The organism is Synechococcus lacustris Maggiore-St4-Slac (assembly GCF_024345595.1).
GTDB lineage: Bacteria > Cyanobacteriota > Cyanobacteriia > PCC-6307 > Cyanobiaceae > Synechococcus_D > Synechococcus_D lacustris.
Genome location: NZ_JAGQBK010000020.1, coordinates 1 through 25,451, shown reverse-complemented (window position 1 = coordinate 25,451; position 25,451 = coordinate 1). Strand labels below are relative to the sequence as shown.

General features: G+C 53.8%; 27 protein-coding genes. 22 read left to right on the top strand and 5 right to left on the bottom strand.

Annotated features, from left to right (window positions below; all coding sequences use genetic code 11):
- Window positions 1-2,535: a glycogen/starch/alpha-glucan phosphorylase gene (locus tag KBY68_RS10925; protein ID WP_255097206.1), complete on the bottom strand. Its 2,535-nt coding sequence runs from the start codon at window positions 2,533-2,535 to the stop codon at window positions 1-3.
- A gap of 124 nt (window positions 2,536-2,659) precedes the next feature.
- Here KBY68_RS10925 and KBY68_RS10920 point away from each other — a divergent pair, with 124 nt between their 5' ends.
- Genes KBY68_RS10920 through KBY68_RS10905 form a run of 4 tightly spaced genes read left to right on the top strand, consistent with a single transcriptional unit; the run spans window position 2,660 to window position 6,234 of the window.
- Window positions 2,660-3,988: a cation:proton antiporter gene (locus KBY68_RS10920; protein WP_255097205.1), complete on the top strand. Its 1,329-nt coding sequence runs from the start codon at window positions 2,660-2,662 to the stop codon at window positions 3,986-3,988.
- Window positions 3,975-4,295 (top strand): hypothetical protein, encoded by a 321-nt coding sequence (locus tag KBY68_RS10915; protein WP_106499584.1) that lies wholly within the window; start codon window positions 3,975-3,977, stop codon window positions 4,293-4,295. The genes KBY68_RS10920 and KBY68_RS10915 overlap by 14 nt, the downstream gene beginning before the upstream one ends.
- Window positions 4,292-4,585, top strand: a complete 294-nt coding sequence (locus KBY68_RS10910) for a hypothetical protein (RefSeq protein ID WP_255097203.1) — start codon at window positions 4,292-4,294, stop codon at window positions 4,583-4,585. Before KBY68_RS10915 ends, KBY68_RS10910 begins: the two co-directional genes overlap by 4 nt.
- Window positions 4,582-6,234, top strand: a complete 1,653-nt coding sequence (locus KBY68_RS10905) for an ABC1 kinase family protein (RefSeq protein ID WP_255097202.1) — start codon at window positions 4,582-4,584, stop codon at window positions 6,232-6,234. The genes KBY68_RS10910 and KBY68_RS10905 overlap by 4 nt, the downstream gene beginning before the upstream one ends.
- Before the next feature lies 1 nt (window position 6,235).
- Here KBY68_RS10905 and eno read toward each other — a convergent pair whose 3' ends face one another.
- A complete protein-coding gene (gene eno, locus KBY68_RS10900; protein WP_255097215.1) occupies window positions 6,236-7,534 on the bottom strand; it encodes a phosphopyruvate hydratase in 1,299 nt (432 codons plus the stop codon).
- Window positions 7,535-7,607: 73 nt separating this feature from the next.
- Between eno and gloA the strand changes: the two genes are divergently transcribed.
- The 8 genes from gloA to rplL all read left to right on the top strand — a co-directional run bounded on the left by gloA (window position 7,608) and on the right by rplL (window position 14,128).
- Window positions 7,608-7,994, top strand: coding sequence for a lactoylglutathione lyase (gene gloA / locus KBY68_RS10895; RefSeq protein WP_106499581.1), 387 nt, complete (start codon window positions 7,608-7,610; stop codon window positions 7,992-7,994).
- Window positions 7,995-7,998: 4 nt separating this feature from the next.
- Complete coding sequence (locus tag KBY68_RS10890) at window positions 7,999-10,611, top strand: ATP-dependent Clp protease ATP-binding subunit (RefSeq protein ID WP_255097201.1); 2,613 nt, start codon at window positions 7,999-8,001, stop codon at window positions 10,609-10,611.
- Between the two features lie 26 nt (window positions 10,612-10,637).
- Entirely contained in the window at window positions 10,638-10,934 is a 297-nt protein-coding gene (gene secE, locus KBY68_RS10885; protein ID WP_241537065.1) for a preprotein translocase subunit SecE, read from the top strand.
- Between the two features lie 29 nt (window positions 10,935-10,963).
- Window positions 10,964-11,626, top strand: a complete 663-nt coding sequence (gene nusG / locus KBY68_RS10880; RefSeq protein WP_390623288.1) for a transcription termination/antitermination protein NusG — start codon at window positions 10,964-10,966, stop codon at window positions 11,624-11,626.
- A 104-nt stretch (window positions 11,627-11,730) separates the two neighbouring features.
- A complete protein-coding gene (gene rplK, locus KBY68_RS10875) occupies window positions 11,731-12,156 on the top strand; it encodes a 50S ribosomal protein L11 (protein WP_106499579.1) in 426 nt (141 codons plus the stop codon).
- 69 nt (window positions 12,157-12,225) lie between these two features.
- Window positions 12,226-12,933, top strand: coding sequence for a 50S ribosomal protein L1 (gene rplA, locus KBY68_RS10870; protein WP_106499578.1), 708 nt, complete (start codon window positions 12,226-12,228; stop codon window positions 12,931-12,933).
- Between the two features lie 247 nt (window positions 12,934-13,180).
- On the top strand, window positions 13,181-13,708 hold the full coding sequence (gene rplJ / locus KBY68_RS10865; protein ID WP_106499576.1) for a 50S ribosomal protein L10: 528 nt from the start codon (window positions 13,181-13,183) through the stop codon (window positions 13,706-13,708).
- A gap of 36 nt (window positions 13,709-13,744) precedes the next feature.
- Entirely contained in the window at window positions 13,745-14,128 is a 384-nt protein-coding gene (rplL, locus tag KBY68_RS10860) for a 50S ribosomal protein L7/L12 (protein ID WP_106499575.1), read from the top strand.
- A gap of 197 nt (window positions 14,129-14,325) precedes the next feature.
- On the opposite strand, the gene KBY68_RS10855 is transcribed toward rplL, so the two are convergent.
- A complete protein-coding gene (locus tag KBY68_RS10855) occupies window positions 14,326-14,970 on the bottom strand; it encodes a DUF3747 domain-containing protein (protein WP_255097200.1) in 645 nt (214 codons plus the stop codon).
- Between KBY68_RS10855 and KBY68_RS10850 the strand changes: the two genes are divergently transcribed.
- The 6 genes from KBY68_RS10850 to KBY68_RS10825 are packed head-to-tail and all read left to right on the top strand — an operon-like array spanning window position 14,939 to window position 21,267.
- Window positions 14,939-15,685, top strand: a complete 747-nt coding sequence (locus KBY68_RS10850; protein WP_255097199.1) for a ribonuclease H family protein — start codon at window positions 14,939-14,941, stop codon at window positions 15,683-15,685. The two genes, KBY68_RS10855 and KBY68_RS10850, sit on opposite strands and share 32 nt — an antisense overlap.
- A 2-nt stretch (window positions 15,686-15,687) precedes the next feature.
- Window positions 15,688-16,857, top strand: coding sequence for a quinone-dependent dihydroorotate dehydrogenase (locus KBY68_RS10845; protein ID WP_255097198.1), 1,170 nt, complete (start codon window positions 15,688-15,690; stop codon window positions 16,855-16,857).
- A gap of 21 nt (window positions 16,858-16,878) precedes the next feature.
- Entirely contained in the window at window positions 16,879-17,697 is an 819-nt protein-coding gene (locus tag KBY68_RS10840) for a type IV pilus biogenesis protein PilM (RefSeq protein ID WP_255097197.1), read from the top strand.
- The gene (locus KBY68_RS10835; RefSeq protein WP_255097196.1) at window positions 17,690-18,373 is read left to right on the top strand and encodes a PilN domain-containing protein; all 684 of its coding nucleotides are present in this window, start codon (window positions 17,690-17,692) and stop codon (window positions 18,371-18,373) included. The genes KBY68_RS10840 and KBY68_RS10835 overlap by 8 nt, the downstream gene beginning before the upstream one ends.
- A complete protein-coding gene (locus KBY68_RS10830; protein WP_255097195.1) occupies window positions 18,370-18,987 on the top strand; it encodes a GspMb/PilO family protein in 618 nt (205 codons plus the stop codon). The genes KBY68_RS10835 and KBY68_RS10830 overlap by 4 nt, the downstream gene beginning before the upstream one ends.
- A 57-nt stretch (window positions 18,988-19,044) precedes the next feature.
- Window positions 19,045-21,267 carry a secretin GspD/PilQ domain-containing protein gene (locus KBY68_RS10825; protein WP_255097194.1) on the top strand — a complete coding sequence of 741 codons (2,223 nt, stop codon included), beginning with the start codon at window positions 19,045-19,047 and terminating at the stop codon, window positions 21,265-21,267.
- Window positions 21,268-21,272: 5 nt separating this feature from the next.
- On the opposite strand, the gene KBY68_RS10820 is transcribed toward KBY68_RS10825, so the two are convergent.
- Window positions 21,273-22,055 carry a pentapeptide repeat-containing protein gene (locus KBY68_RS10820; protein WP_255097193.1) on the bottom strand — a complete coding sequence of 261 codons (783 nt, stop codon included), beginning with the start codon at window positions 22,053-22,055 and terminating at the stop codon, window positions 21,273-21,275.
- A gap of 63 nt (window positions 22,056-22,118) precedes the next feature.
- On the opposite strand from KBY68_RS10820, the gene KBY68_RS10815 reads away from it, so the two are divergent.
- From KBY68_RS10815 to KBY68_RS10800, 4 genes are all read left to right on the top strand, one after another.
- Complete coding sequence (locus tag KBY68_RS10815) at window positions 22,119-23,225, top strand: pyridoxal phosphate-dependent aminotransferase (protein ID WP_255097192.1); 1,107 nt, start codon at window positions 22,119-22,121, stop codon at window positions 23,223-23,225.
- A 215-nt stretch (window positions 23,226-23,440) separates the two neighbouring features.
- A complete protein-coding gene (gene thyX, locus KBY68_RS10810; protein ID WP_255097191.1) occupies window positions 23,441-24,163 on the top strand; it encodes an FAD-dependent thymidylate synthase in 723 nt (240 codons plus the stop codon).
- Window positions 24,164-24,225: 62 nt separating this feature from the next.
- Window positions 24,226-24,489, top strand: coding sequence for a hypothetical protein (locus KBY68_RS10805; protein WP_255097190.1), 264 nt, complete (start codon window positions 24,226-24,228; stop codon window positions 24,487-24,489).
- 51 nt (window positions 24,490-24,540) lie between these two features.
- Entirely contained in the window at window positions 24,541-25,203 is a 663-nt protein-coding gene (locus KBY68_RS10800; protein ID WP_255097189.1) for a Coq4 family protein, read from the top strand.
- On the opposite strand, the gene KBY68_RS10795 is transcribed toward KBY68_RS10800, so the two are convergent.
- A partial coding sequence (locus KBY68_RS10795; protein ID WP_255097188.1) for a dCTP deaminase occupies window positions 25,184-25,451 on the bottom strand: 268 nt, incomplete at its 5' end. The genes KBY68_RS10800 and KBY68_RS10795 overlap by 20 nt on opposite strands.

Below are 25,451 nucleotides of genomic sequence, written 5' to 3'. Positions count from 1 at the left end.
TTAGGAATTTATTTCCTTATCAGCTGCTGCGCTTATGGTGATGGGAAATGGAGTTGCTTTCCAAATATGTTCGCAATATTCCTTGATTGAACGGTCGGAGGAGAAATAACCCATCCGCGCAGTATTTAATAGGCTCATGCGATTCCAATGTTGGCGGTTAGACCAGGCCTGGCTCACTTGATTTTGGCTATCCATATAGGAGGCAAAATCGGCAAACAGGAAGAACGGATCTTGGCCGCGAAGGTTATCCACAAGTGGCCGGAATAGTTCGGTATCGCCATTGCTGAAATGACCCTGTTCGATCACATGTAATACCTGTTGCAATTCAGGCAGGGTTTCAAGGATTTCCCATGGGCGATAACCCTGATGACGCAGCTCTTCTATTTCCGGTGTGGTGCGTCCGAATAGGAAGAAGTTTTCAGCTCCCACCTGTTCGCGGATTTCCACATTGGCCCCATCCAGGGTGCCGATAGTTAAGGCACCATTCATGGCAAATTTCATATTGCCAGTGCCGGATGCCTCCTTACCTGCAGTGGAAATCTGTTCAGATAGATCGGAGGCAGGATAAACCCGTTCACCCAGTTTCACGTTGTAATCAGGCAGGAACACAACCCGCAGGCGGCCATCCATATCCGGATCTGAATTAACCGTTTCGGCAATGCCATTAATAAAACGAATAATCAGTTTTGCCATGTAGTAGCCGGGGGCTGCCTTGCCACCAAACAGCACTGTTCTTGGTGCAATGCCATCGCCTTGGCCATTCTTAATTCGCAGGTATTGGGCGATAACCTGCAGGGCATTTAGATGTTGGCGTTTATATTCATGGATCCGTTTTACCTGCACATCAAACAGGGAAGCCGGATCCACAAGCACACCGGTGTGGCTATGGATATAAGCGGCAAGATCGCGCTTTACGCCAAGTTTTGTTTGCTCCCAATGCTGCAGGAAGCCATCATCATGTTGATAGCGCTCCAGCTGGCGCAATTCATCTAGGTTATGGAGCCAGCCATCACCAATGGCATCATTAAGTAGTTTGCGTAGGGGTGGATTGCATAGGGCCATCCATCGCCTTGGTGTAACACCATTGGTTACGTTGGTGAATTTTTCAGGCCATAAAGCTGCAAATTCCGGCATCAAGCTGCTTTTAACTAAATCGGAGTGCAGCCTGGCAACGCCATTCACATGGTGGGCGCCAACCGTTGCAAGGTGGGCCATGCGCACTGCCTTATGGCCATCCTCATCAATGATTGATAGTTTGCGCAGGATGCTGTCGTCGCCGGGGTGCTTTAAACGCACCTGTTGCAGGAAGCGGCGGTTGATCTCATAGATAAGTTCCAGGTGCCTTGGCAGCAAACTTGCAAATAAATGCAGCCCCCATTTCTCCAGCGCTTCTGGTAGCAGGGTGTGGTTTGTGTAAGCCAAGGAGCGGCTTGTTATATCCCAAGCCACATCCCATTCCAGGTTTTTATCATCAAGCAAGAGGCGCATTAATTCCGCTACGGCAATAGCCGGGTGGGTGTCGTTTAATTGCACCGCCCAATGCTGGGGGAATTCAATTGCAGGAATGCCGCGCTTATCCAAGTTGCGCAGCATGTCTTGCAGGCTGCAGCTAACAAAGAAGTGCTGTTGCTTTAAACGCAAGCGCCTGCCTTCATCGGTGCCATCATTGGGGTAAAGCACCTTAGAAAGGGTTTCAGAACCAACTTTTTCCTCTACTGCACCGTAGTAATCACCAATATTGAATGAATAGAAATCAAAGGATTCACTGGCGGTAGCGCGCCATAGCCGCAGGCGGTCGCAGGTGTTTACTTTGTATCCCAAAACCGGCACGTCGTGGGGTATGCCGATTGCATGTTCAGCGGGAATCCAGCGGGCGCGATATTCACCTTTTTCGTTGGTGTAGCCCTCGGTGCGTCCGCCAAAGCCAACAAACACTGCTTGGTCGGGATGGGTTAATTCCCATGGCCAGCCACCTTTAAGCCATTTATCGGTGATTTCTACCTGCCAGCCATCACGGATCAATTGATCAAAAATGCCAAATTCATAGCGGATCCCATAACCAACAGCTGGCACTTCCAGGCTGGCCAGCGATTCCATATAACAAGCAGCTAAACGACCCAGGCCACCATTACCAAGCCCTGGTTCTTCTTCCACATCAAGGATCTTGGCAATATCGCTGTTGTTGAAGCGGCTAATCGCCTCAGCTGCCTCCTTCTCAATGCCCAGCATCACCAGGTTGTTACCCAGTTGGGGGCCGATTAAAAATTCAGCTGATAAGTAGGCAACGGTTTTACTGGGTTGGTTTGCCAATGCTTCCTTACCCGCCAGGAACCGGGTCATTAGTCGATCCCGCACCGCATAGCTCAGGGCCATGTAGAGGTCGTGGGGGGTGGCATTAGTGGCCAGCTTGCCCAGGGTGAAAAACAAATGTTCAGTGATACCAGCAAATAAATCGCCTGCGCCAAGGCCACTCCGTTCTGGATCGGCGTAGCAACTGGGGGTGGGCATGCTGAATTCCGTAGGTTGCTGGCTCATGACCTGTTCAAGGGCTTACTTGAACCGTAGCGATGGCGCAGGAAAGAACTGTTAAGAGTGGCCAAAGCCTTTTTTAAGCACCCCGTTAGCGGATACTTGGAGCACAGATCAGGCCCAGGCTTCAGTGACCCCTCTGTTCGCTAACAGCCACGCCGTTGTGGAGGCCACAACCCTTGTGGTGGCGGGACGTTTTTTATTAATCCTTGTGGCGGCAAGGCTTTTGGGGGAGTTGATGGTGCGGCTGCAGCTGCCCACAATCCTTGGTGAATTGTTGGCGGGGGTATTACTTGGCGTGTCGGGGTTGCATTTGGTGGTGCCGCCGGAAAGTGGTGTGGCAACGGCGCCGTGGCTGCTTAATCTCACCGGCCAATTGGGGGAGGTGAGCAGTGAACAGGTGAATCAGATCTCAAACGGCACCTATCCGTTTCTGCAGGCGGTGGCCAGCATCGGCCTCTATTCATTGCTATTTCTCACCGGTTTGGAGAGCGAACTGGATGAATTAATCGCTGTGGGGATGCAGGCCAGCACCGTTGCCTTGGCTGGGGTGATCTTGCCCTTTGCCCTAGGCACTGCCGGCCTGATGGCTTTATTCCACGTGGATTTGGTGCCTGCAGTGTTTGCCGGTGCCTCGATGACAGCCACCAGCATTGGTATTACCGCCAGTGTGTTTGGCGAGCTGGGCATGTTGCGATCGCGGGAGGGGCAGATCGTTATCGGTGCTGCAGTGCTCGACGACATCATCGGCATTGTTGTGCTGGCGGTGGTGGTGGCCCTTGCCAGCGATGGGGGCTTGAGCATGGGCCCGATCCTGCAGTTGGTTGCAGCTGCATTGCTGTTTGTGCTTGCGGCCATTGGCCTTAGCCGCACGGCAGCACGCCCCTTTGATTTCCTAGTAGATCGCCTAAAGGCCCCAGGTGAAATCGTGGTGGCCTCATTCCTGGTGCTTTGTTTGTGTTGTTTTGGGGCTACGGCCATTGGCTTAGAGGCTGCCTTAGGGGCCTTTGCCGCTGGTTTGATCCTCAGCCGTTCGCGCCACACAGAGGCGATTCAAGAAACGGTAAAACCCTTGGTTTCCCTATTCGCAACGATCTTTTTTGTGTTGATCGGCACCGCCATGGATTTATCGGTGTTGGATCCAACTACTCCAGCTAACCGGGCCGGCCTGGTGGTGGCTGCTTTTCTGTTTGCCGTTGCCATCCTTGGCAAATTGGCCTCCGGTTGGAGTTTTCTTAGTGCCGTGCCCACCAACCGATTGGTGGTGGGTTTGGGGATGATGCCCAGGGGTGAGGTGGGTTTGATATTTCTTGGTTTAGGCACCACTGCCGGTTTGCTTACACCTTCTTTAGAGGCGGCAATTTTGATAATGGTGATTGGCACCACCTTTTTGGCACCGATCCTGTTGCGCTTAGCAATCCCAGCAGATCAGTTGCAAACTGCCGATGGCAACTCCTAAACGCAAACGGCCCAATCCCTGGAATCCTTCAGCACCGTTGCTGGTGGGTTTGTGTTTTGGTTTAACTTTTGGCATTACCCATCGTTTGCTAGACGGCCGCTTTGCCAATTTGGTGCGGCTTGGCGAAAGATTTGAGCTAAAGAGCTTTCCCGGCACCGGTTTGGAGAGTTTGCGCATGCGCTACGGCTTAGATCGGGTGGATTTGCTGGCCACACCGGAGCTAATTCCTCCATTGGCTCCACCAGTAGTTCCCCCGCTTGAGCCACCAATGGCGCCAGAATCTGCTCCAGCCCTTCCCCCGCCATGAGCACCCCCGATACGCTTTTGCAGGCTGCCTTAAATCGGCTAGCAGCTAGGGCCAGCAGCAGTGCCATCGATGCCGCTGCCCAACTAAGCCTTTTAGCTCAAGATGCACCCCAAAAAATAAGAACCGACCTGCAACTTTTTTGGGAGGAGGTGCAGGCTGAGGCCGATCGCCTCGATGGCAATCCAAGTGCCTCCCCATCAACAGATGCCCCCACTGGCCTGCAGGAACAGGTTGATGGTTTACGCGAGCAGGTGGCCAGTTTCAACCGTCTATTAGAGGACCAGGTTTGAAGCTGGCAGTGCGCAGTTTTTGGCGTTCCCTGCGCATTTGGCGGGTGGTGTTGCTCTTGCTGGCGCGGCTTTGGTGGGATGGCCAAGCCTTCACTTACATCGGCGGCATCACGGAACAGCGGCGCCTACGCCGCAGCCAGCGCCTAGCCCAGTGGTTGGTGGAAACCCTGTTGGCATTGGGTTCTGCCTTCATCAAATTGGGCCAATTGCTATCGGCCCGCCCCGACATCCTGCCGGCTGCATGGGTGGAGGAATTGGCGCGGCTGCAGGATCGTGTGCCCCCTTTCCCCTTCAGCCAAGTGGAACAACGGCTGGAAAAGGAATTGGGGCCCCGCTGCCAGGAAATCGTTGAGATCGATGCCGAACCATTGGGTTCCGCCAGCCTTGCCCAAGTGCATCGCGCCCGTTTGCGCAGTGGCCGTGATGTGGTGCTCAAGGTGCAGCGCCCCGGCTTGGAATTTTTATTCCGGCTTGATTTAGTGGTGATGGCTCAGGTGGCGGCCCTATTGCAGCGCCATCCCAGTTGGGGCAGGGGTAGGGATTGGGTGGCGATGGCAAAGGAATGCCAACGGGTGCTGCTGCGGGAGCTTGATTTCCGCATCGAGGCAGAACATGCAGCCCGCTTTCGTCAGCAATTTTTAGAGGATCCTCAAATCCGGATTCCAGCGGTGGTGTGGGAACTATCGAGCCAACGGGTGCTTTGCCTCGATTACCTGCCCGGCATCAAGATCACCAACCGCGAGCAATTAATAGCGGAAGGTATTGATCCAACAGCAGTGGCTGAACTGGGTGCCACCAGCTACCTGCAGCAATTGGTGCGGTTTGGTTTTTTCCATGCTGATCCCCACCCGGGCAACTTGGCCGTAGCTGCTGATGGCGGCTTGATCTATTACGACTTCGGCATGATGGGTCAGGTGTCACCACGGTTGCGGCGGCGCCTTGGGGCCATGGTGCGGGCGGCGGCCCTCAGGGATGCAGCTGGCTTGGTGCAGGAACTGCAACAGGCGGGAGTTATAGAAGCTGGCATCGATCCAGGCCCGGTGCGGCGGCTTGTGCGGGTGATGCTTGAGGAAGCCCTCACACCTCCTTTTAGCGGTGAAATATTGCAGCGGATTTCCGCCGACCTTTACGACTTGGTTTATGGCCAGCCCTTTCGCCTACCGGTGGAATTGATCTTTGTGCTGCGGGCCCTATCAACATTTGAGGGGGTTGGCCGCAGCCTTGATCCTGGCTTTAGCTTGGTGGCGATCGCAAAGCCCTATCTACTGCCCTTAATGACCTCCAGTGGATCCGGCCCCTCGGAATTATTCAACGACCTCTCCCGTCAAGCGGCCCAGGTAAGCACCAGGGCCTTGGGTTTACCCAAGCGTTTGGATGAAGGCCTAGCCCGGCTGGAGCAGGGGGACCTGCAACTTCAAATCCGCGCTGGTGAAAGCGATCGCCTGCTGCGCCGCTTAGCCCTTAGCCAGCAATTAAGTGGTCAAGCGGTGCTGCTGGGGGCATTGGCCATAGCAGCGGCAGTGCTTGCCGCCGGCGCCAGGCCGGCTTTGGCCCTGCTGCCAGGGGTTGGTGCCCTACCGGTGGCCTGGGGTTGGTTGCGGCTTTCGGGCCGGATCGCCCGGGATCTAAGGCTGGATAGGCTTAGTTGATTCAGCGGCGGCCGCGGGGACCCCTGCCTTCCCTGCCGGCGTAAATCGCCTGGCCGCCCAGCTCATCTTCAATGCGCAGCAGTTGGTTGTATTTAGCGATGCGCTCGGAGCGGCTGAGGGAACCGGTTTTGATTTGACCCGCCCTGGTGGCCACGGCCAGGTCGGCGATGGTGGTGTCTTCTGTTTCACCACTGCGGTGGCTAATAACACTGGTGTAACCGGCGCGATTGGCAAGATCAATCGCTTGCAATGTTTCAGTTAAGGAACCGATTTGATTCACTTTAATTAAGATTGAATTGGCAATGCCTAGATCGATGCCCCGTTGCAATCTAGAGCTATTGGTAACAAATAAATCATCACCTACCAGCTGCACATTGCTGCCGAGCCGATCGGTTAATAGTTTCCAGCCATCCCAATCATCTTCAGCGATGCCATCTTCAACAGAAACGATTGGATAGCGGCTAACCAGTTGCGCTAACTGGTCGACCATTTCAGCGCTGCTGTAGCTATTGCCGCCAAAGCTATAGCTGCCATTGCTAAAAAATTCGGTGCTAGCCACATCAAGGGCTAGGGAAATTTGATCGCCAGCTTTATATCCAGCTTTTTCAATTGCCTGGATTAATAGTGCAGCAGCTGCATCATTGTTATCTAAATCAGGTGCAAATCCACCCTCATCACCAACAGCTGTTGATAGTCCCTTTTCGTTCAATAAACCCTTGAGGGTGTGGAACACCTCGGCGCCCATGCGCAGGGCTTCACGGAAGCTATCTGCCCCGTGGGGCACCACCATGAATTCCTGGAAATCGAGGTTATTGGTGGCATGGGCACCACCGTTGATCACATTCATCAAGGGCACCGGCAGCAGCGTGGCTGACGGGCCCCCCAGGTAGCGATAGAGGGGCAAGCCAACGCCATTGGCGGCGGCGCGGGCCACGGCGAGGCTCACCGCCAACACCGCATTTGCCCCTAGGGATGATTTGTTGTCGCTGCCATCGAGTTCGGCCATGGCGGCATCCACAGCGCTTTGGTCGAGGGCCATCAAACCGCAAAGGGCCGGGGCGATCCGCTCCTCCACGTTGGCAACCGCTTGGGTTACGCCTTTGCCGAAATAACGCTGGCTGTTGCCATCGCGCAATTCATGGGCCTCATGGGCACCGGTGCTGGCGCCACTGGGAACCATGGCCCTGCCGCTGGCGCCACCTTCCAATAAAACCTCTGCCTCCACCGTGGGGGTGCCGCGGGAATCAAGAACCTCCCGTGCCACCACCGTGTCGATCACAAGGTCGAGAGAATCGAACACAGGGTTCAAGCCAAGCGGGGTCATTATGCAGATAAGAGCGCCACAATGGCCGCAACCACAGGCACATAAGTAAATGCGTTTGCTTCACATGATGTTGCGGGTTGGTGATTTGGAGCGATCTATCGCTTTCTACACCGAGGTTTTAGGGATGGATCTATTGCGCCGCAAGGAATATCCCAGCGGTCGCTTCACCTTGGCGTTTTTGGGTTATGGCCCTGAAGAGAACAACACTGTGTTGGAACTCACCCACAACTGGGACACCAGCAGCTACAACCTTGGTGCCGGCTATGGCCATATCGCCCTTGGCGTTAGCAACATCAACGAAACCTGTGAAATGATCCGCACCAAGGGCGGCAAAATAGTGAGGGAACCCGGTGCGATGAAACACGGCACCACGGTGATCGCTTTTGTGGAAGATCCCGATGGCTACAAGATTGAACTGATTCAGCAGAAAAGTTGAATTGATGGGTTCCTCAAACGCTTCCTTCAGCCTCACCACAGCTCCGGATCAGTTCACTGATCTGGCCTGGGATTTGCTTTTGGCAGCCCAGGACCAGGCCCGCCGCTGGCGCCATGGGGAGCTGGATGTGGAGCATTTGCTGCAGGCATTTCTGGAGGAACCCCGCTGCGCTGAATTGATGGCGCCCTATGGCTTCAACCAGGCCAACCTGCTGGATGCCGTTGATGATTTTTGCGCCCAGCAGCCCACCCGCAGCAGCAATACGCTTTATGTGGGGGAAGCCCTTGAGCTATTGCTTGATGGCGCTGATCAGGCCCGGGAGCGGCAGGGATTGCGCCGCATTGATGGCTCCCACCTTTGGCAGGTATTGCAAACGGAACCGCGCATTGGCGCTGCCCTATTTGGCCAGTTGCAGCAGCCGGTTGAAAACAAACCAGCCGAACAATTGCCCGTTAATCAACAACAATTTGAACAATCAAAATTAGATCAAGCAAAACTAGAACAACTACAACCGGAACCATCAGCCCTTGATCAATACGGCCGCGACCTCACGGCCCTTGCCCGTAAGGGTGAATTAGATCCGGTAATCGGCCGCGATAGCGAGATTCGCCGCTTAATTCAGGTGCTTTCAAGGCGCAGTAAAAACAATCCGGTTTTGATCGGTGAAGCGGGGGTTGGTAAAACTGCCATCGCTGAATTGTTAGCCCAGCGCATCGTGGCCGGTGAGGTGCCCGATTCGCTTAAGGGTCGCCGCTTGATTTCTTTGGATCTCGGTGCCTTGATCGCCGGCGCTAAATACCGCGGTCAATTTGAGGAACGGTTGCGGCAGGTGCTCAACGACATTGCCGCCGCCGATGAGGGGCCAGAGGGGGTGGTGTTATTTATCGATGAATTGCACACGCTCGTTAATGGCGATCGCGCTGGCGCCGATGCCGGCAGTGTGCTGAAACCAGCCCTAGCCCGCGGCGAATTGCGCTGCATTGGCGCCACCACCATTGAGGAATATCGCCGCACCTTGGAAAAGGATCCGGTTTTAAATCGCCGCTTCCAGCAATTGCTGATTAAGGAACCAAGCCTTGAGGTGTCGCTTGAAATCTTGCGGGGGGTGCGGGAGCGCTATGAGTTGCACCATGGGGTGAGCCTCAGCGATGGCGCCCTGGAGGCGGCGGTGCGGCTTGCTGATCGCTACATCAGCGACCGTTGCTTACCCGATAAGGCGATCGATCTAATCGATGAAGCGGCGGCGGAATTAAAGATGGAGGCCACCTCTAAACCAGCCCTGGTGGAACAGGCGGAAGCTGAACTGCGGCGGGTGGAGCGGGCCCTTCTGGCGGCTGAACAGGGCCCAAATCCAGAAGCCATTCAGCACCAACAACGGCGCAATGAAGCCTTAGATCGGCTTGAAGCCTTGCAAGACCAATGGCAGCAGGAAAGGGAACAGCTGCAGGAACTACGCCAGTTGCAACAGCGGGAGGAGGAACTACGCCACGGCATCAATGAAGCGGAACGGCTCACCAATTGGGAGGAGATGGCCCGGTTGCAGGTGGAGCTTGAGCACGATGTGCAAAAGCGCCGCCAAGCCCTTGAACAGGTGATCCAACAGGGGGGGCGCCTGCTGCGCGATCAGGTGCAGGAGGGTGATATCGCCGATGTGGTGGCCCGCACCACCGGCATTCCGATCCAGCGCTTGCTAGCCGGTGAAAGGCAGAAATTATTGGAGTTGGAGCAACGGCTGGGGGAAAAGGTGTTGGGGCAAGCAGAGGCGGTGGCGGCGGTGGCGGCTGCAATCCGCCGGGCTAGGGCAGGCATGAAGGATCCGCGCCGGCCGGTGGGTTCCTTTCTGTTTATGGGCCCCACGGGCGTGGGAAAAACGGAGCTGGCCCGCAGCTTGGCCGCCTGTTTGTTTGATCAAGAAGATGCGCTGGTGAGGCTTGATATGAGCGAATTTATGGAACGCAATGCCGTGGCCCGTTTAATCGGTGCGCCCCCCGGCTATGTGGGCTACGAGGAGGGCGGCCAACTCACAGAAGCGGTGCGGCAACGGCCCTATGCGGTGGTGTTGCTGGATGAGGTGGAAAAAGCCCATCCAGATGTGTTCAATCTTTTGTTGCAGGTGCTTGATGATGGAAGGCTGAGCGATTCCCAGGGCCGCAGCGTTGATTTCCGCCACACCGTTGTGGTGATGACCAGCAATTTGGCTAGCCGGGCGATCCTCAGCCATGCCCGCGATGGCAATAGCGATGCCTTGGATGCGGAAGTTGATAAAAGCTTGGCGGCCCATTTCCGGCCTGAATTTCTTAATCGCATCGATGAATTAATCCGCTTTAGGCCGCTGCAACCAGAAGACCTGGAACCGATCGTGCGCCTGCAGTTGCGGGAATTGCAGGCACTGCTCCAGGAACAGGGCTTGGAATTGCAGGTGCAGGAAGCGGTGGTGGCCTGGCTGGCGCGGGAAAGCTACGACCCTGAATATGGGGCACGCCCCCTGCGGCGGCTGCTGCGGCGCCAATTGGAGAACCCTTTGGCAACGGCGATGCTGGAGGAAAAGTTCAGCGCTGCCCGCGCCGTATTGGTGGAAATGGAAGCGGATCTGCCAAGTTTTCGCCCTGTTATGTAGGGTGGCTGTTTGCAGGTTGGAGGATTGTGGTTTTTAGCCAGCCCAATCAACCTGGTAACCCCACCGCCCCTGAGGGCATGGTGGTGGATGCTGCTGGTTTGCCTGCTAAGGCAGTGGTGCCAGAGCCCCCTAGCCCCCAGGGTTCAGGCCCCGGTGGTTGGATTGAATCCACCATTGCTGAACTGCGTCGGGTGGTGTGGCCCAGCCGCCAGCAACTGATCAGTGAATCCGTTGCTGTTTTGTTGATGGTGACCATCTCAGCGGCTGCCATCGCCTCCCTTGATCGTTTCTTCCATTGGCTGTCCCAGCTGCTCTTCCGTTGACTGCACCCTTGTCTGAGCTCACCGAAACCATCACTGATCTGGATACCAGCCTTGAGGCACTGCCCGAGCTGGAAGCCAGCGATTTGCCCGTTGAAACGGCTGAAGAGGAAGAGGCGAGTGCCCGCCCTGCGGTAGCCCGTTGGTATGCGGTGCAGGTGGCCTCCAGTTGCGAGAAAAAAGTGAAGGCCACCCTTGAGCAACGGGCCCTCACCCTTGGCGTTTCAAATCGAATTTTGGAGATCGAAATACCGCAAACACCGGCGATAAAAATCAAAAAAGACGGCTCTCGCCAAAGCACGGAGGAAAAGGTTTTCCCCGGCTATGTGTTGATCCGCATGGTGATGGATGAAGACACGGAGCAGGCGGTGCGCAGCACCCCAAACGTGATCAACTTTGTGGGCCATGAGGAGCGCCGCACCACCGGCCGCGCCAGGGGCAGGATCAAGCCACGGCCCCTAAGCCTCACTGAGGTGAACCGGATCTTTAAGCGGGCCCAAGAGAAGAAGGCGGTGGTGAAGGTAGATCTCAGCGAGGGCGATCGGATCACCGTTACCGCTGGGCCGTTTAAGGATTTCCAAGGTGAAGTGATCGAGATTTCAGGCGACCGCAGCAAATTGAAGGCGCTGCTTTCGATTTTTGGCCGGGAAACCCCGGTGGAATTGGAGTTTGGTCAGATCAGTAAAGACAACTGATCCTCCGGGCCGCCCCGCTGCGGGGGGCGGCCATCGGCGGTGGGTTACCACCGCCATAGCGCCGTCGAAGGTGCACCGCAGCAATGTTCCGCGTTTCGTAGCCGATGGCTAAAAAAGTCACTGCCGTCATCAAGCTGGCCCTTCAGGCCGGCAAGGCCAACCCTGCACCGCCCGTGGGTCCTGCCCTCGGTCAGCACGGGGTAAACATCATGGCCTTTTGCAAGGAGTACAACGCCCGTACCCAAGACAAGGTTGGTTATGTGATCCCGGTTGAAATTTCGGTTTTTGAAGACCGCAGTTTCACCTTCATCACTAAAACGCCTCCCGCTTCCGTGCTGATCAGCAAAGCTGCCGGCATTGAAAAGGGTGCACCCCAATCTTCCAAGGGAAAGGTGGGTTCCATCTCCAAGGCCCAACTCCAAGAGATCGCCACCACAAAGTTGCCTGATCTCAATTGCAGCAGCGTTGAATCCGCCATGCGGATCATCGCCGGCACCGCCCGCAACATGGGCGTTGCCGTTACCGACTGAGCTCCTTAATCACCCATTCACCCTCGCTGGGGGAGAAGCCATTGGTTTCGCCTGCACCCCATTAAATCCATGAAAACCCTCTCAAAACGCCTTCGCGTTGCAGCGGCCGCCATCGAGCCCCGCCCCTATGCACCGCTGGAGGCCGTGGCCCTGGTAAAAACCAACGCCACCGCAAAATTTGATGAAACCCTCGAGGCCCATGTGCGCCTCGGCATCGACCCCAAATACACCGATCAGCAGTTGCGCACCACCGTTGCTTTGCCAAAGGGCACTGGTCGCAATATCCGCATCGCTGTGATCACCAGGGGTGAAAAGGTGGCGGAAGCAAAAGCAGCCGGCGCCCACCTGGTGGGTGATGAGGAATTGGTGGATACGATCGCTGGTGGGGCCATGGATTTCGATCTATTGATCGCCACCCCAGACATGATGCCGAAAGTGGCCAAATTGGGCCGGGTGCTTGGCCCCAGGGGTTTGATGCCAAATCCCAAAACCGGCACCGTTACCACCGATTTAGCGGGTGCCATCGCTGAATTCAAGGCCGGTAAGTTGGAATTCCGGGCCGATCGCAGCGGCATCGTGCACGTGCAATTCGGTAAAGCCAGCTTTACCCCTGAGGATCTGCTTGAGAATCTCAAGGCGGTGCAAGAAACCGTAGATCGCAACAAACCAAGTGGCGCTAAGGGCCGTTATTGGAAAAGCCTCTACATAACATCCACCATGGGCCCATCGGTGGAAGTGGATGTGTCTGCCCTGCAAGACCTCAAATTTGGTGAATGAGCCTTAGCTGCTCTGCTAAATTATTAAATTCCGGTTTTCCGGAATAGGGCTTTGCGCCCAGCGTGGGGTTCTGGGGGATTTCCCTGGTTCCTGCCGCAACCGAAGACAGCAGGTGGTTTCCTTGCGGATTCCATAAGTCCTGCCGAGGTTTGCTCAGCGGTTTTCCCCCTATCAGGGAGTGGATCGGTGTTGCTACCTCCCAACGGTGTGCAATGCCCAGCTTGTTCCCCCTGATCCGTTCCAACCTATGGGCCGCACGCTGGAGGACAAGCAACAGATCGTCGAGGAACTCAAGCAGTTGCTCGGTGAGTCGGAAATGGCTCTAGTGCTCGATTATTGCGGCCTCTCCATCAAGGAGTTGGGCGACCTTCGCGGTCGTTTAGCTGCAGCAAACAGCGTTTGCAAGGTAACTAAAAACACCTTGATGCGCCGCGCCATCGATGGCGACAGCACTTGGAGTCACCTCGAATCCCTGCTTAACGGCACCAACGCCTTCGTTCTTGTTAAGGGCGATGTTGGTAGTGCTGTTAAAGCTGTGCAGTCTTTCCAAAAAGACCGCAAGAAGTCGGAATTGAAGGGTGGCCTATATGAAGGCCGCCTGCTTAGTCAAAACGACATCAAGGCAATCGGCGACCTGCCCTCTAAGGAGGTGCTTATCGCCCAGATTGCAGGGGCTATCAATGCCGTTGCCACCCAGTTGGCAGTGGGCATCAACGAGGTACCTTCCGGCCTTGCCCGGGCGCTCAAACAGCACGCCGATGGCGAAGCCAGCTGAGATCCGCCGATCACCCGTTCTGTTGCTCTCCTAACCATGTCTACAAAAACCGACCAAATCCTTGAGTCGTTAAAGACCCTTTCACTGCTTGAAGCTTCCGAGCTGGTTAAGCAGATTGAAGAGGCCTTTGGCGTATCCGCCGCCGCATCTGCTGGCGCCGTGATGATGGCTGCACCGGCTGCTGCCGCTGAAGCTGTTGAAGAGAAAACCGAATTCGATGTCATCCTTGATGGCTTCGATGCGGCCGCCAAGATCAAAGTGCTGAAGGCTGTGCGTGAGGCCACTGGCCTTGGCTTGTCTGAAGCTAAAACTTTGGTGGAAGCAGCTCCAACACCCGTTAAGGAAGGCATCGCTAAAGATGCCGCTGAAACCCTTAAAAAGGCCCTGGAAGAAGTGGGTGCCAAGGTTACGATCAAGTGATCTTGCCCTGATTTCAGGCCAGCAAACCCCTGCATTGCAGGGGTTTTTTATTGACAAAAAAAAGGCCCTGCTAAGCAGGACCTTCGGGTGTGGACTTTCCCAGGAGTCTGGCCTTGTTTCGACCCTGGTGGAGTCCTCACTCCTCACACCTGCATAAATTACCCCGCGAATGAATAATGCACTGCCCAGCTGGACGGTTATTGCATTGGCCTGTAGGGGATAACCCGGATCGGCACCACTCCCCTTGGCGTATCTACACGGGGTGTGATTGGCGGCGGTGGCGGGCTGCTGCTGGTTTTAGTGGTTGAAAAATAAATATGGCTTAGCCCTTGGCCGTTGTAGGTGCGGCGGCTTAATTGCCAGCCAGGCGCCAGTTGCAGGGCTAAAAAGCCATCATTACCCACCTTGTTATTGATCGCTGCACTGGCCACCACCATGGCGCTGCCCGTGGCTTGCGGTACGCCGAGCAGTAATAAATTTCTGCCCTCCTGGACTAATTGCAGGCTGTGGGAAGTAGCTAAATCTTTTTGATTTATGCGTAGGGAATAGCCATTGCTATCGATATAGCGATTGCAGATGCCAGAAAAATCAAAGCGCACCAAACTTGGGCTCACCAGCCCATCACTGCGCACTCGCCAGCAGGCGGGGCTTGGTTTTAGCTGTTCCAACACCAATAATTTCCAGCCCCCTTCCCGCAATGGTTGGGCCAACACTTGAAAGCGTTGTTGATCCAGGGGGCTGCTGCTAAACAACTGGGCCAGCAGCACCACACCGCTGCTGAAGAGATCCAGCCCCCGGTAGGTTCGGCCTATGCAGAACACAATTTCAAGTTCAACCAGCACCCCTTTGTACCGAAAGGTGGTGGCTGCTGCCTGTGATGGTGCCTGCAGGGGTAATCCAGGGCCCGGTGGTTGGGGTTGTTTGCTGCGCTATAGCGATGGCACGGTGGAGGAAATGGGTGGTTTTGAAGCCCACACCACCAACAACCGCATGGAACTCACCGCCTGCCATGCCCTACTGCAGCGCCTTAAGGAATTACCAAGGGATCCAGCTTTAACAATCCGCACCGATAGCAAATATGTGATCGATGGCTTTAGCAAATGGCTGCCGGGCTGGAAACGCAAAGGTTGGCGCACCGCAGCCGGAGGAGCCGTATTAAATCGCGACCTATGGGAGGCCCTTGATGGCGCGCGCCTTGCTGATGTGGAGTTGGCATATGTGAAGGGCCACAGCGGCGACCCCGACAACGACCGTTGCGATGCAATTGCAGTGGCCTATTCCCGCAAGGAAGCAATTCCGGATCAAGAACAGCTAAAAACAACAGCTAAAGATCAAGATCTTGCCCCTGCGCCATTAAAAGAATTGCTAACGCGCCTGGAGCTGGCGGATCGCCTTGCCCAGGGTGGTTATTTATTAAAAACGGTGGAAATAGCCCAGTTGCTGGAACAACCATTGGCGGCCTTTGAAAATAGGGAAACAGCAATCACCTGGCGTGATTGGCGCGTGGCACCCCAACAGGAAGGCGGCTGGCGGCTTGAGCGCCAGGAGCAGCAATAAAGATGGCTAAACAACAGCTCGATCCCTGGCAAAGGTTTTTTGGCCCCCTGTTAGCAGTTGATGAAGGCGCTGATGCTGAATGGCTTAGTGGTTTAACGCTGAAGGCCTTGGCCCAGGCCAGCCGTTGGCGGCAGCTGGCCCCCTTGGCTGCGGCCCTAGGGGCGATGGAACGCAGCCTGCAACTGCATGATCCACGTTTTGAGCAAAACCTATTTGGTTGTTGTTTTAAAAATCCAGTGGGTTTAGCTGCTGGTTTTGATAAAAACGCCGAGGCAGCTGGCATTTGGCATCACTTTGGCTTTGGTTTTGCTGAATTAGGCACCGTTACGGCCCTTGCCCAGGCCGGCAATCCAAAGCCACGCCTATTTCGCTTGGCAAAGGAGCAGGCAGCCTTAAATCGCATGGGTTTCAACAACCAAGGTGCGGCAGCGGTAGCCAAGCTTTTGGAGCGGCAACAGCTGGGGGCTGTGGGCCAGCGGCCAGCGGTGTTGGGTTTGAACCTGGGTAAATCAAAGCTGGTGCCCCTTGAGCGAGCAGCCCACGACTACGCCGATTCCCTGGCGCTGCTTGCACCATTTGCCGATTATGTGGTGATCAATGTGTCGTCGCCAAATACCCCAGGCCTAAGGCAATTGCAGGAGGAAAACCTCTTGCGGCAATTGGTGGAGCAGCTAAGGCGCCAACCTGCCTGCCCGCCATTGCTGGTGAAGATCGCCCCGGATTTAACGGATGAAGCAATTGCAGCGGTGGCGCGCTTGGCCTACGACGAAGGCCTGGCAGCGCTGATTGCCACTAACACCAGCCTGGATCGCTTTGGCCTTGGCGAAAGGCTGTTGCCGCAAACGGGCCGCACCCTGGCGGAGGAAGCCGGTGGCTTAAGCGGTGCGCCATTGCGTAAACGGGCGCTGGAGGTATTGCGTTGTTTAAGGGCTAATGCAGGGCCGCAACTGCCCTTGATCGGAGTGGGTGGCATCGATAGCGCTGAAACCGCCTGGGAACGGATTGCAGCAGGGGCCAGCTTGGTGCAGCTTTATACGGGTTGGATTTATCGGGGCCCTGGATTGGTGCCATGGATTTTGGCTGGGTTGCAGCAACAGTTGGATCGCCATGGGTTGGCATCAATCCAAGCGGCGGTGGGTTGTGAATTGCCTTGGCTGGCTGGGGAATGTTGAAGGGGTGTTTGCCGCAATGTTGTGTTTGGAAGCCTGTTAAGTGATTCAGCTTTTGCGATTGCACCGATCTGGAGGCGTTTGAACCGTTGGGGCACGGCAGCGGTGGAAATAAATGATCGCCATATCGCCCTGTGGCAGCCGGGGGCCAGTGCCGCTGAGCTGGCGCCCCTGCCGGCGGGGTTAGTGGTGGCTGGTGTGCCGCAAAAAGCGGCGGCGCTAGGTGATTTATTAGGTGATTTGGTGTTGCAGGCGGGTTTGAATTTGCGCTCGGCCGCGGCGTTATTACCCAGTGGCCAAACGGAATGGCGGTTGCTGCAGCAGCTGCCCATGGCTGGGCCTGGGGAGTGGCTGGCATTGTTGAACAAAAGCGAAATGATTGATTGCTGGATTGAGCTATTTGCGATTGCTGATTTGGAGCTGGATTTCCTCGAGGTGGCCGAATTAGCGCAGTTGCGGGCCCTTGGCATCGAATTGGGTGATCCAAAAGCAGCTGATTGCCTTTTGCTTGATCTCCAGGCCAATGCATCGCTATTTACGTTTTGGCAGGGGGGGCAGCCTGTTTATCGCCATTGCATGGGGCCAGCGCTGGGGGCTGGTTTTATGGAGGAACTGAATTGCTTGCTGCAGCGCTTGGAACACGGGCAAAAGCGGTTGCAGCAGCAGCCCCTGTGGCTGGTGGGTAGCGAATTATTGGAGCCGGGCTTGCTGGCGGAATTGCAAAAAAGCAGCAAAAAGGAGTTGCAATTAGCGCCATTAGCAACCGCATCTAGCGCTGATCCATTGACAGATGCAGCATTCGCCGGCCTCATAGGCACGGCGCAACGCATCGCAGATGGCTGAACACCTACAGGTAGATCTGCTGCGGCAACGGCGGGAGGAGTTGGGGCTTAGCCCTAAACCGCTGGTGTCGCCAAAGCAATTGCTCACTAAAGGTGCTGCCTATGGGCTGGTGCCATTGGCTGTGGTGTTGCTGGTGGGGGCGGGCATGGTTTGGCGGCAACAACAATTGCAGGCTTCTGTGCTGGAGCTGCAACCGGATGCAAATTTGCACGATTCACTGTTGCAGGGAAATATCAAATTGCAGGGCCAGGTGTTGAAGTTGAACCAAGCCAATAAAAGCTTGGTGGATGGGTTACTTGCGGTGCGATCTTCCTCGGCATTTTTAACAGCATTAGCTGCATTAACGCCGCAGGGGGTGCAACTGCAAACCGCCCGGGCTGATAGCGGCACTTTTAGCCTTAAGGGCCAGGCGCAGGCGCCAGCGGCATTTGAGCGGATCAATATTTTGCAATTAGCAATGGCGGAATCATTATTTTTTAAAAAACCAGTGCGTTTAAAAAAAGCGCAACAGGAACAGGCAAGCAGTGCTAAAGAACAAATGGAGATGGTGGGTTTTGAATTAATAGCAGATTTTGATAACAGCAAAGCGCAGAAAGGTTTTCCATTGCAGCAGTTGGGTGCTTTGGGGATGGCGGCGCGGGTGGAAGCAATTAAGCAGCTGGGGTTATTGCCATGACAAATTTTCAACCGGATCAAGCCAGCAAGGGGTTGAGTTTTATTACCCCTGAACGGGCATTACTGCTGCTGCCGGTGTTGGCCGGCATTGTTTTATCGGGTGCTATTGCGGGCTTTGCCCTAGTGCCGGCGGCAAATAAATTGCAGGAATTAGAAAAATTAGAAAAGGAAAACCTAAATAAAAGAGCTGCCCTGCCAGGGCTGGTGCGGGGAAAGGGCAGGCTGTTGCAACAGGAAGCCCGCTCTAAGGGGCAACAAAAAAAGCTGGTGGAATTGGTTGCTGGCAACCGTTCATTGGCAACACTATTGAGCCAATTGGGAGCAGAAGCAGCAAAAGCAGAGGTGAGTTTAGAGAGCTACGAACCACAAACAACGGCAGCAAAATCTGCTGCTGATCCATTGCTTGGTGAAGGCATTAAGAAAGATCAGCAGCTGCTGGTGGTGCAGGGCAGCTATCCAAATTTATTGAGCTTTTTAAGAAGGCTGGAATGGTTAACGCCGCTGCTGGTGATCAGTGACTTATCACTGGAGGGGCAAAAAGCAGATCTAAAAGCTGCTGCCACAACCACGTTGAAATTCACGCTCACGGCCTATCAGCCACTGGTGCAACCTTGATCAAATCGATATTATCCGCGGGCTGATAATTATTCAATGAATGCCGCGCGCGCCTTTATGGCGGTAAGCCTGGGGCTGCTGCTGGCACCGGAAACGATGCAGACGGTGGCCTGGGCGGCACCAGCGGCTGATTTAAGGGTGTTGCGCACTGCTGGGGCGGTGCAGTTGCTGCTGGACGGGATGGGGCCAAATGCGGAGGTGCGCATTGGTCAAAAGGGAATGGGTTTGGAGGTGGACATAACAACCAGCAAGGAGGTGCAGCTGGCAAATGGAATAAGGCAATTGGCATTGCCTGAGGTGGGTTTTGCCTCGGTGGTACTTGAGGGCAGTGGCAATCGCTTTGTGCTGTCGGTGGCGCCGGTGCAGGGCAGGCAGGTGCCATCGCCGGTGGTGAGCGACGACGGCCTATCGCTGAGGCTCAGTTTTGCGGCGCAACAGCTGCCGCAACGGGTTTCCGGCAGCTACGACCTGCGCACACCGGGCCAGGTGCCGGTGGCTAATTTTGTGCCGCCCCTGAGGCAAAGGGCCTATGCGCCACCGGTGGGTGATATGGCCGTGGGCACGATGGTGTTGCGCAACCCCAGCTATGTAGCGCTAAAGGGGCCACCCGTATCCCTCACAACCCGCAATGCCAGTGCCAGGGATGTGTTGATGTTATTAGCGCAGATGGGTGGTTATAACTTTGCCTTTGCGGATGTGGGGGCAAATACATCTAGTGGATTGATCACGGTGGCATTTAAGGCCGAGCCATTGGAGCGGGCCTTTAATTTTGTGTTGCTTAGTTCAGGTTTACAGGCAAGGTTGGAGGGCCGCACGGTGGTTGTTGGCCAAAATGTGCTCACAAAAACGATTGGCAATACCGTTTCTAGGGTTTATCGCTTGAATCAGGTTGAACCAAATAGTGCAGCACGGTATTTAGCTAATTTAGGTGCAACAATAACTCAAACAAATACAGTTACATCAACATCAAATGAATCATCGTCTACAGGCGTAACAACGGCAAATGCATCTGCTTCCACCTCTCAAACATCAACTCAAACTGTAATTGAAAGTTTTGGCGCCTCCCAGGGGCCGCTTAAGGGTTTGATTGGAACTACGGATACACGACTGGGTACTATTACATTAATAGGTGGATCTTATCTTGTGAATGTGGCAGAAGGCTACTTAAAGCAGTTGGATCTACGCAAACGCCAGGTGGCGGTTAATGTGAAAATATTAAATATTGATCTTGAAAATGACACTTCAATAGATAATAGCTTTTCAACGCGAATTGGTAATACTTTTATAGTGAATGATTCGGGCCAAGCTCTTATTAATTTTGGCACTCTAAAGCCTCCTGGAGAGGGTTTAGGTTCAGGTAAATTTGATGGCAGTGGCACACCACTAACCGCTGTAACACCCTTTAGTTTTCCCGATAATGGCCAACTTTTCGGTAACAGGATTCAAGGTGCTGCTCCATTTTCTGGCAATGTGTTACCCAAGCCCGGAGGCGGATTGCAGTATGCCAGGCCAGGTTTCGGCACTTACGCTAATCCTGATCAGCCTGGCTTGGGCGTAAGCACATATACATTGGTGCCGATTGTTTCAGCTACTGGTGCTGTTACTGGATATAGGGCAGAAGAAACACCTGGTAATCCGGCTATACCAAAAAATATGAAATATCCAAATAGCCTTGTTGATTATCTTTCGGCTACTATTCAAAGCAGAAACACGAAAACCCTTGCTGATCCCACCTTGCTGGTTCAAGAAGGTGAAAAGGCAAAGGTGGAGGCAATCACTAGTGTGATTACTAATGTGCAAGTAACCAATAATGCAAATAACACCACAACCAGCACCACAACGCGCGAAAATGCCGGCCTTACCCTTGAAGTTGTAGCTGAAAAGATAGATGACAATGGATTTGTAACCCTTAAAATGACGCCTCAGGCATCAATTCCAGTGCCAGCAGGTACTCTTAGCGTTGGTGGAGCTGATGTTGCCATAAGCAATATTGTTAAACGCAGCCTCGATTCAGGTAAGGTGCGCTTGCGCGATGGCCAAACATTGTTTCTTACAGGTGTTATCCAAGAATCAGATGCTGCATTAGTGAGCAAATGGCCCGTGCTAGGTGATTTACCGTTCTTTGGTCAGTTTTTTAGAAAAACAAACACGGGTAGGCGTAAATCTGAACTCGTAATTGTGGTAACACCACGCATTATTGATGATGAACAGGGTGGTAGTTATGGCTATGGTTTTCAACCATCAAGTGCAGAAGCAAGGCGTTTGGTTTATGGTCAATAAATCACTTAAAAACTAGGGCCCATTAATTTCAGCGCCAATGGTGCCAGTTGTTGCAGCATGCTCCAGGCACCACTCAAAATTTGGCTGCCCATGCCATTGCCCTGCACTATTTTTGGCCCCTTTGCGATCCCAGTAGCTGCTTTTTGTAATTGTTGCCCTAGTTCCGCTTCTCCCGCCTGTTCATACAACCTGCCCGCATAATTTAAATCTGCTGCAGCCTCTGCATTTCGGCCCTGTTCCTGGCGGCTAATGCCCCTTGCCATCCAGCTAATGGCAGCATCTGGTTTTTTTGCAATCGCTTCACTAAAGCGTTGTTCTGCTTCTGGATGTTTAGCTGCTAATGATGCCTTCACACCGGCATTATGTAATTCGGCGTAGCTTCGTGCTCGGGCTGTGATTCCTTTTGCACCTTCTGTGTGGCTACTAGCTAATTGTTCAGGATCTAAACGGGCATCTGTTAAATCAGCTGATCTCAAATCAGTGCCCTTTAATTTCGCACCGCGTAGATCAGCGCGATGTAAATTTGCACCCTGCAAACTGGCATCTGTTAGATCAGCGCCGCGTAAATTAGCGTTGCTTAGGTTTGCTCGCCCTAGATTTGCACCCTGGAGCTTTGCCTTAGGTAGTTGCGCACTTTGTAATTCGGCATAAATCAAATCAGCGCCCTGCAAGTTGCAACCACTGCAGCTTTTTTTATCTAATAATTGCAACACCGCATCGGGCCCAGCCATTGCCCCGCCAGCACTCAACAGGCCAATTAGCAGTAAGTGCAATTGGCTTTTGGCCATTTGAACCTGGTATCTGCTGCTGTTGTACCCACTTAAGGCACCAGCCACAACCAAACTGGTGCAGTGCCTGATCATTCACCCTCCACACCCCATCGCCACGGTGGCAACCGCCAGGAGCGGGCAGAAGCGTTGGGCTGCAAACCCGCTGAGCTGCTTGATCTAAGTGCATCCCTGGTGCCCTTTGGCCCACCTAGCTGGCTGCCGCGGGCTTTAAGGCGGGCTATTGCCAATGAACTAACGCCCTATCCCGATCGCCGCTATGCCAATTTGCGGGCCCAAATCGCTAGCCACCACGGCTTAGATCCTGATTGGGTGTTGCCTGGTAATGGCGCCGCTGAACTATTCACCTGGGCGGCTCGTGATAGTGCTGCTTTCCATAGCCTGCTGCCCCAGCCTGGTTTTAACGACTACTGCCGTGCCCTTAATTGTTGGCATGGCCCTTGGCAAGCAGTGCCGCTGCAATTGCAATGGGCTGCTGCTTTTCCGCAAGCATTCACAGCGGCATTAACAACGCCACTACTGGCTGATCAAGGCAGGGCCCTATGGATCACAAATCCCCATAACCCCAGCGGCCAGCTTTGGTGCCGCAAAAGCCTTGAGTTGCTTCTGCCGCAATTTGGTTTAGTGATTGTGGATGAAGCTTTTTTAACTTTGCTGCCAAATGGCGAACAGCAATCATTAGTGCCATTAATTGATAAATATCCAAACCTGGTGGTGGTGCGTAGCCTCACCAAATTATTTGCCATAGCTGGCTTAAGGCTTGGCTATGCAATTGCCCATCCGGATCGCTTAGCTAGTTGGGCTTCATGGCGGGATCCATGGCCCGTTAATGGCCTTGCAGCGGCGGTGGGGGGGCCATTACTGGCAGATCAAAATTGGGCAAAGCGGGTGCAGCAGTGGCTGGCAAAGGAAGGCCCTTGGTTATATCAACAGTTGCAGCAATTAGATGGCATCAGGCCAATGCCATCGGCTGCTAATTATTTATTGATCCATGGCGAGCAAAGTTTGGAACCTTTGCGCTTGGCCCTCGAGCAACAGCACCACATTCTGTTGCGTGATTGCCGCAGTTTTATTGGCCTTGATGACCATTATCTACGCATTGCTTTAAGTGATCGCAATCGTAATCGCAGGTTGATTAAGGCCTTAGGGGCTGCTGCTAAAAGTTTGTAGAACGCATTGAGGGGTATATTGAGCTCTGCCTTAAAGATAATATTTTAATTGTCGTATTAGCTTTGCAGATAGTGGCCTGCAATATGATTGTATTTTCTTTTAATGGGCACATTCCGTTTAAAAAATATTTTCAGGTATTTCAAATGCCCTTAATTAAATTCAATTTATCTCATCTGCCCTAGCCCCTCTAATCTGAACAGAGCTTTTTAACTGGCATGAACCGCTTCCGGGTTGAGTTGATTGCGGCTACGCCAAACCCGCAGCAGTGTGTTTATGCCGGCATGCACCAGGATTACAGCGAAGGTTTTGTGTGGGCTGATCGCTCTGAATGGCCCGATGAAACCCGCGCCGGTGAAATCTGCGTAAAACGTTTGCTTTCAGGGGAGCGGGGCCACTACGGACCCCTTGAGCATGCCCAAATTGTGCTCAATGTGGGTTGGTTTCCCCATTCGGTGATGCAACAGGCCCGTACCCATCGGGTTGGCGTGAGCTTCGATGTTCAATCGATGCGCTACACAGGTGATCGCATCGTGCGCGCTGCTAATGCTGAATTAGATCTAGAAGAGGTGTTTTATTTGCGGCCCGTGGCGGATTACAGCGATCGCCAAGGTAAGAAATATACCTATAGCGCCGCTGAACGGGCCATTGATTTGGAGTTATGCCGCACTGCCGCCTGTAGATATCGTGACCTTTTAGCTGCTGGTTTTGCAGAGGAGCATGCCCGTGGCATCTTGCCTTTTGATTACCGCCAGCATTTTGTTGTTAGTTTTAGTTTGCGTGCCTTCCTGCATTTCATGGATCTACGCGCCAAACTTGATGCCCAGCTTGAGATCAGGCAGTTATGTGATCTGATGTGGCCCCATCTTGTGAATTGGGCGCCTCAATTTGCGGAATGGTATGAAAAATCCCGCCTGCACCGCGCTCGCCTAGCACCATGAAATATTATTTATACAGCGCCTTACTTTTGCTTTCAGCCCTAGGGAGCCCTGTAGGCGCTCAAATGTTCGATGCAGCAACAGGTAGTGCCGTGCAAGTTCTTCAAGATGCCCAATCACTCCGCAATATTTCCAGCCAATCACCACTAACCCCGGGTCAAGTTCAACCAACATGGCAAGCCCCTAAACCCACTGCATCTAAGAACGCTGCACCATTGCAAATGTTGGGCTCTGAAATTCTTTTTAGCGTTAATGGCCATGGCATTCAACTTTGCTCCAGTGGCATGGCTTGTATGTATCAAATGCGCCGTGCTATGGGTGTTCGCTAAATCTATCTAAATATGCCCATTTCAAACGCAGCCCAGCTGCAAAATCAGCTTATGCATATCTCTTTTGATATGCAGCATTTATGTGATAACCCAACAGATATCACAAGCGCCATTGATCTGTTAAATCGCAGCTATAAAACACCAGCTGCTGCCGCTGCCCGCCAGCGTTTACACGCTGATCCTGCAATTGCTGCCCTAGTGCAGGAAAAATATTGGGGTGAGTGGCCAAATGTAGCTACTTTGATCACCTATCCAGCCGGTAGCCTTGGTTATGTGTATGGCCATCTGTTATTTGATCAAGGCCTCGAACCCCTAGCGCCACCTCAGCTATCAGCTGATATCTCAGCAGCTGATAGTTATTTGCAACATCGCATTCGTGCTTGCCATGATGTGTGGCATGCCATCACCGGTTGCCCTGCCACCATCGCAGGTGAATCGGCCTTAAATGGTTTTACTGCGGAGCAATTGCGTTGGCCTGGTTCTGCCCTGTTGCTTGCCGCTGGTTTGATTCATCGCTCCTTTGAAGCAACACATCCCGATGGCCCAGATATCGGTTTAGCAATTGCCTATGGCTTGAAATTAGGTTGTTTTGCACCGCCTTTTCTTGCCGAGCGTTGGGAGCAGGGTTGGGATCTTCCTTTAACTACCTGGCGCACCAAGTTAGGCATTAATGAATTGTGTGAATCCAATCCATTCACATCTTCGCTAAGGTAACCCTTTCCGGTTGATCTTGATATTTACCGGCCCTATCTTGATAGGTGGTTTCACAGGGGTCACCTTCAAAAAATAATAGTTGACAGATGCCTTCATCGGCATAGATGCGGCAATCAGCGCCAGAGCTATTGCTAAATTCCAAGGTTAAATGACCCTCCCAGCCGGCTTCTGCTGGTGTTGTATTCACTATTATGCCAAGCCTTGCATAGGTGCTCTTGCCAAGGCAAATCACGGTGATATTACTTGGC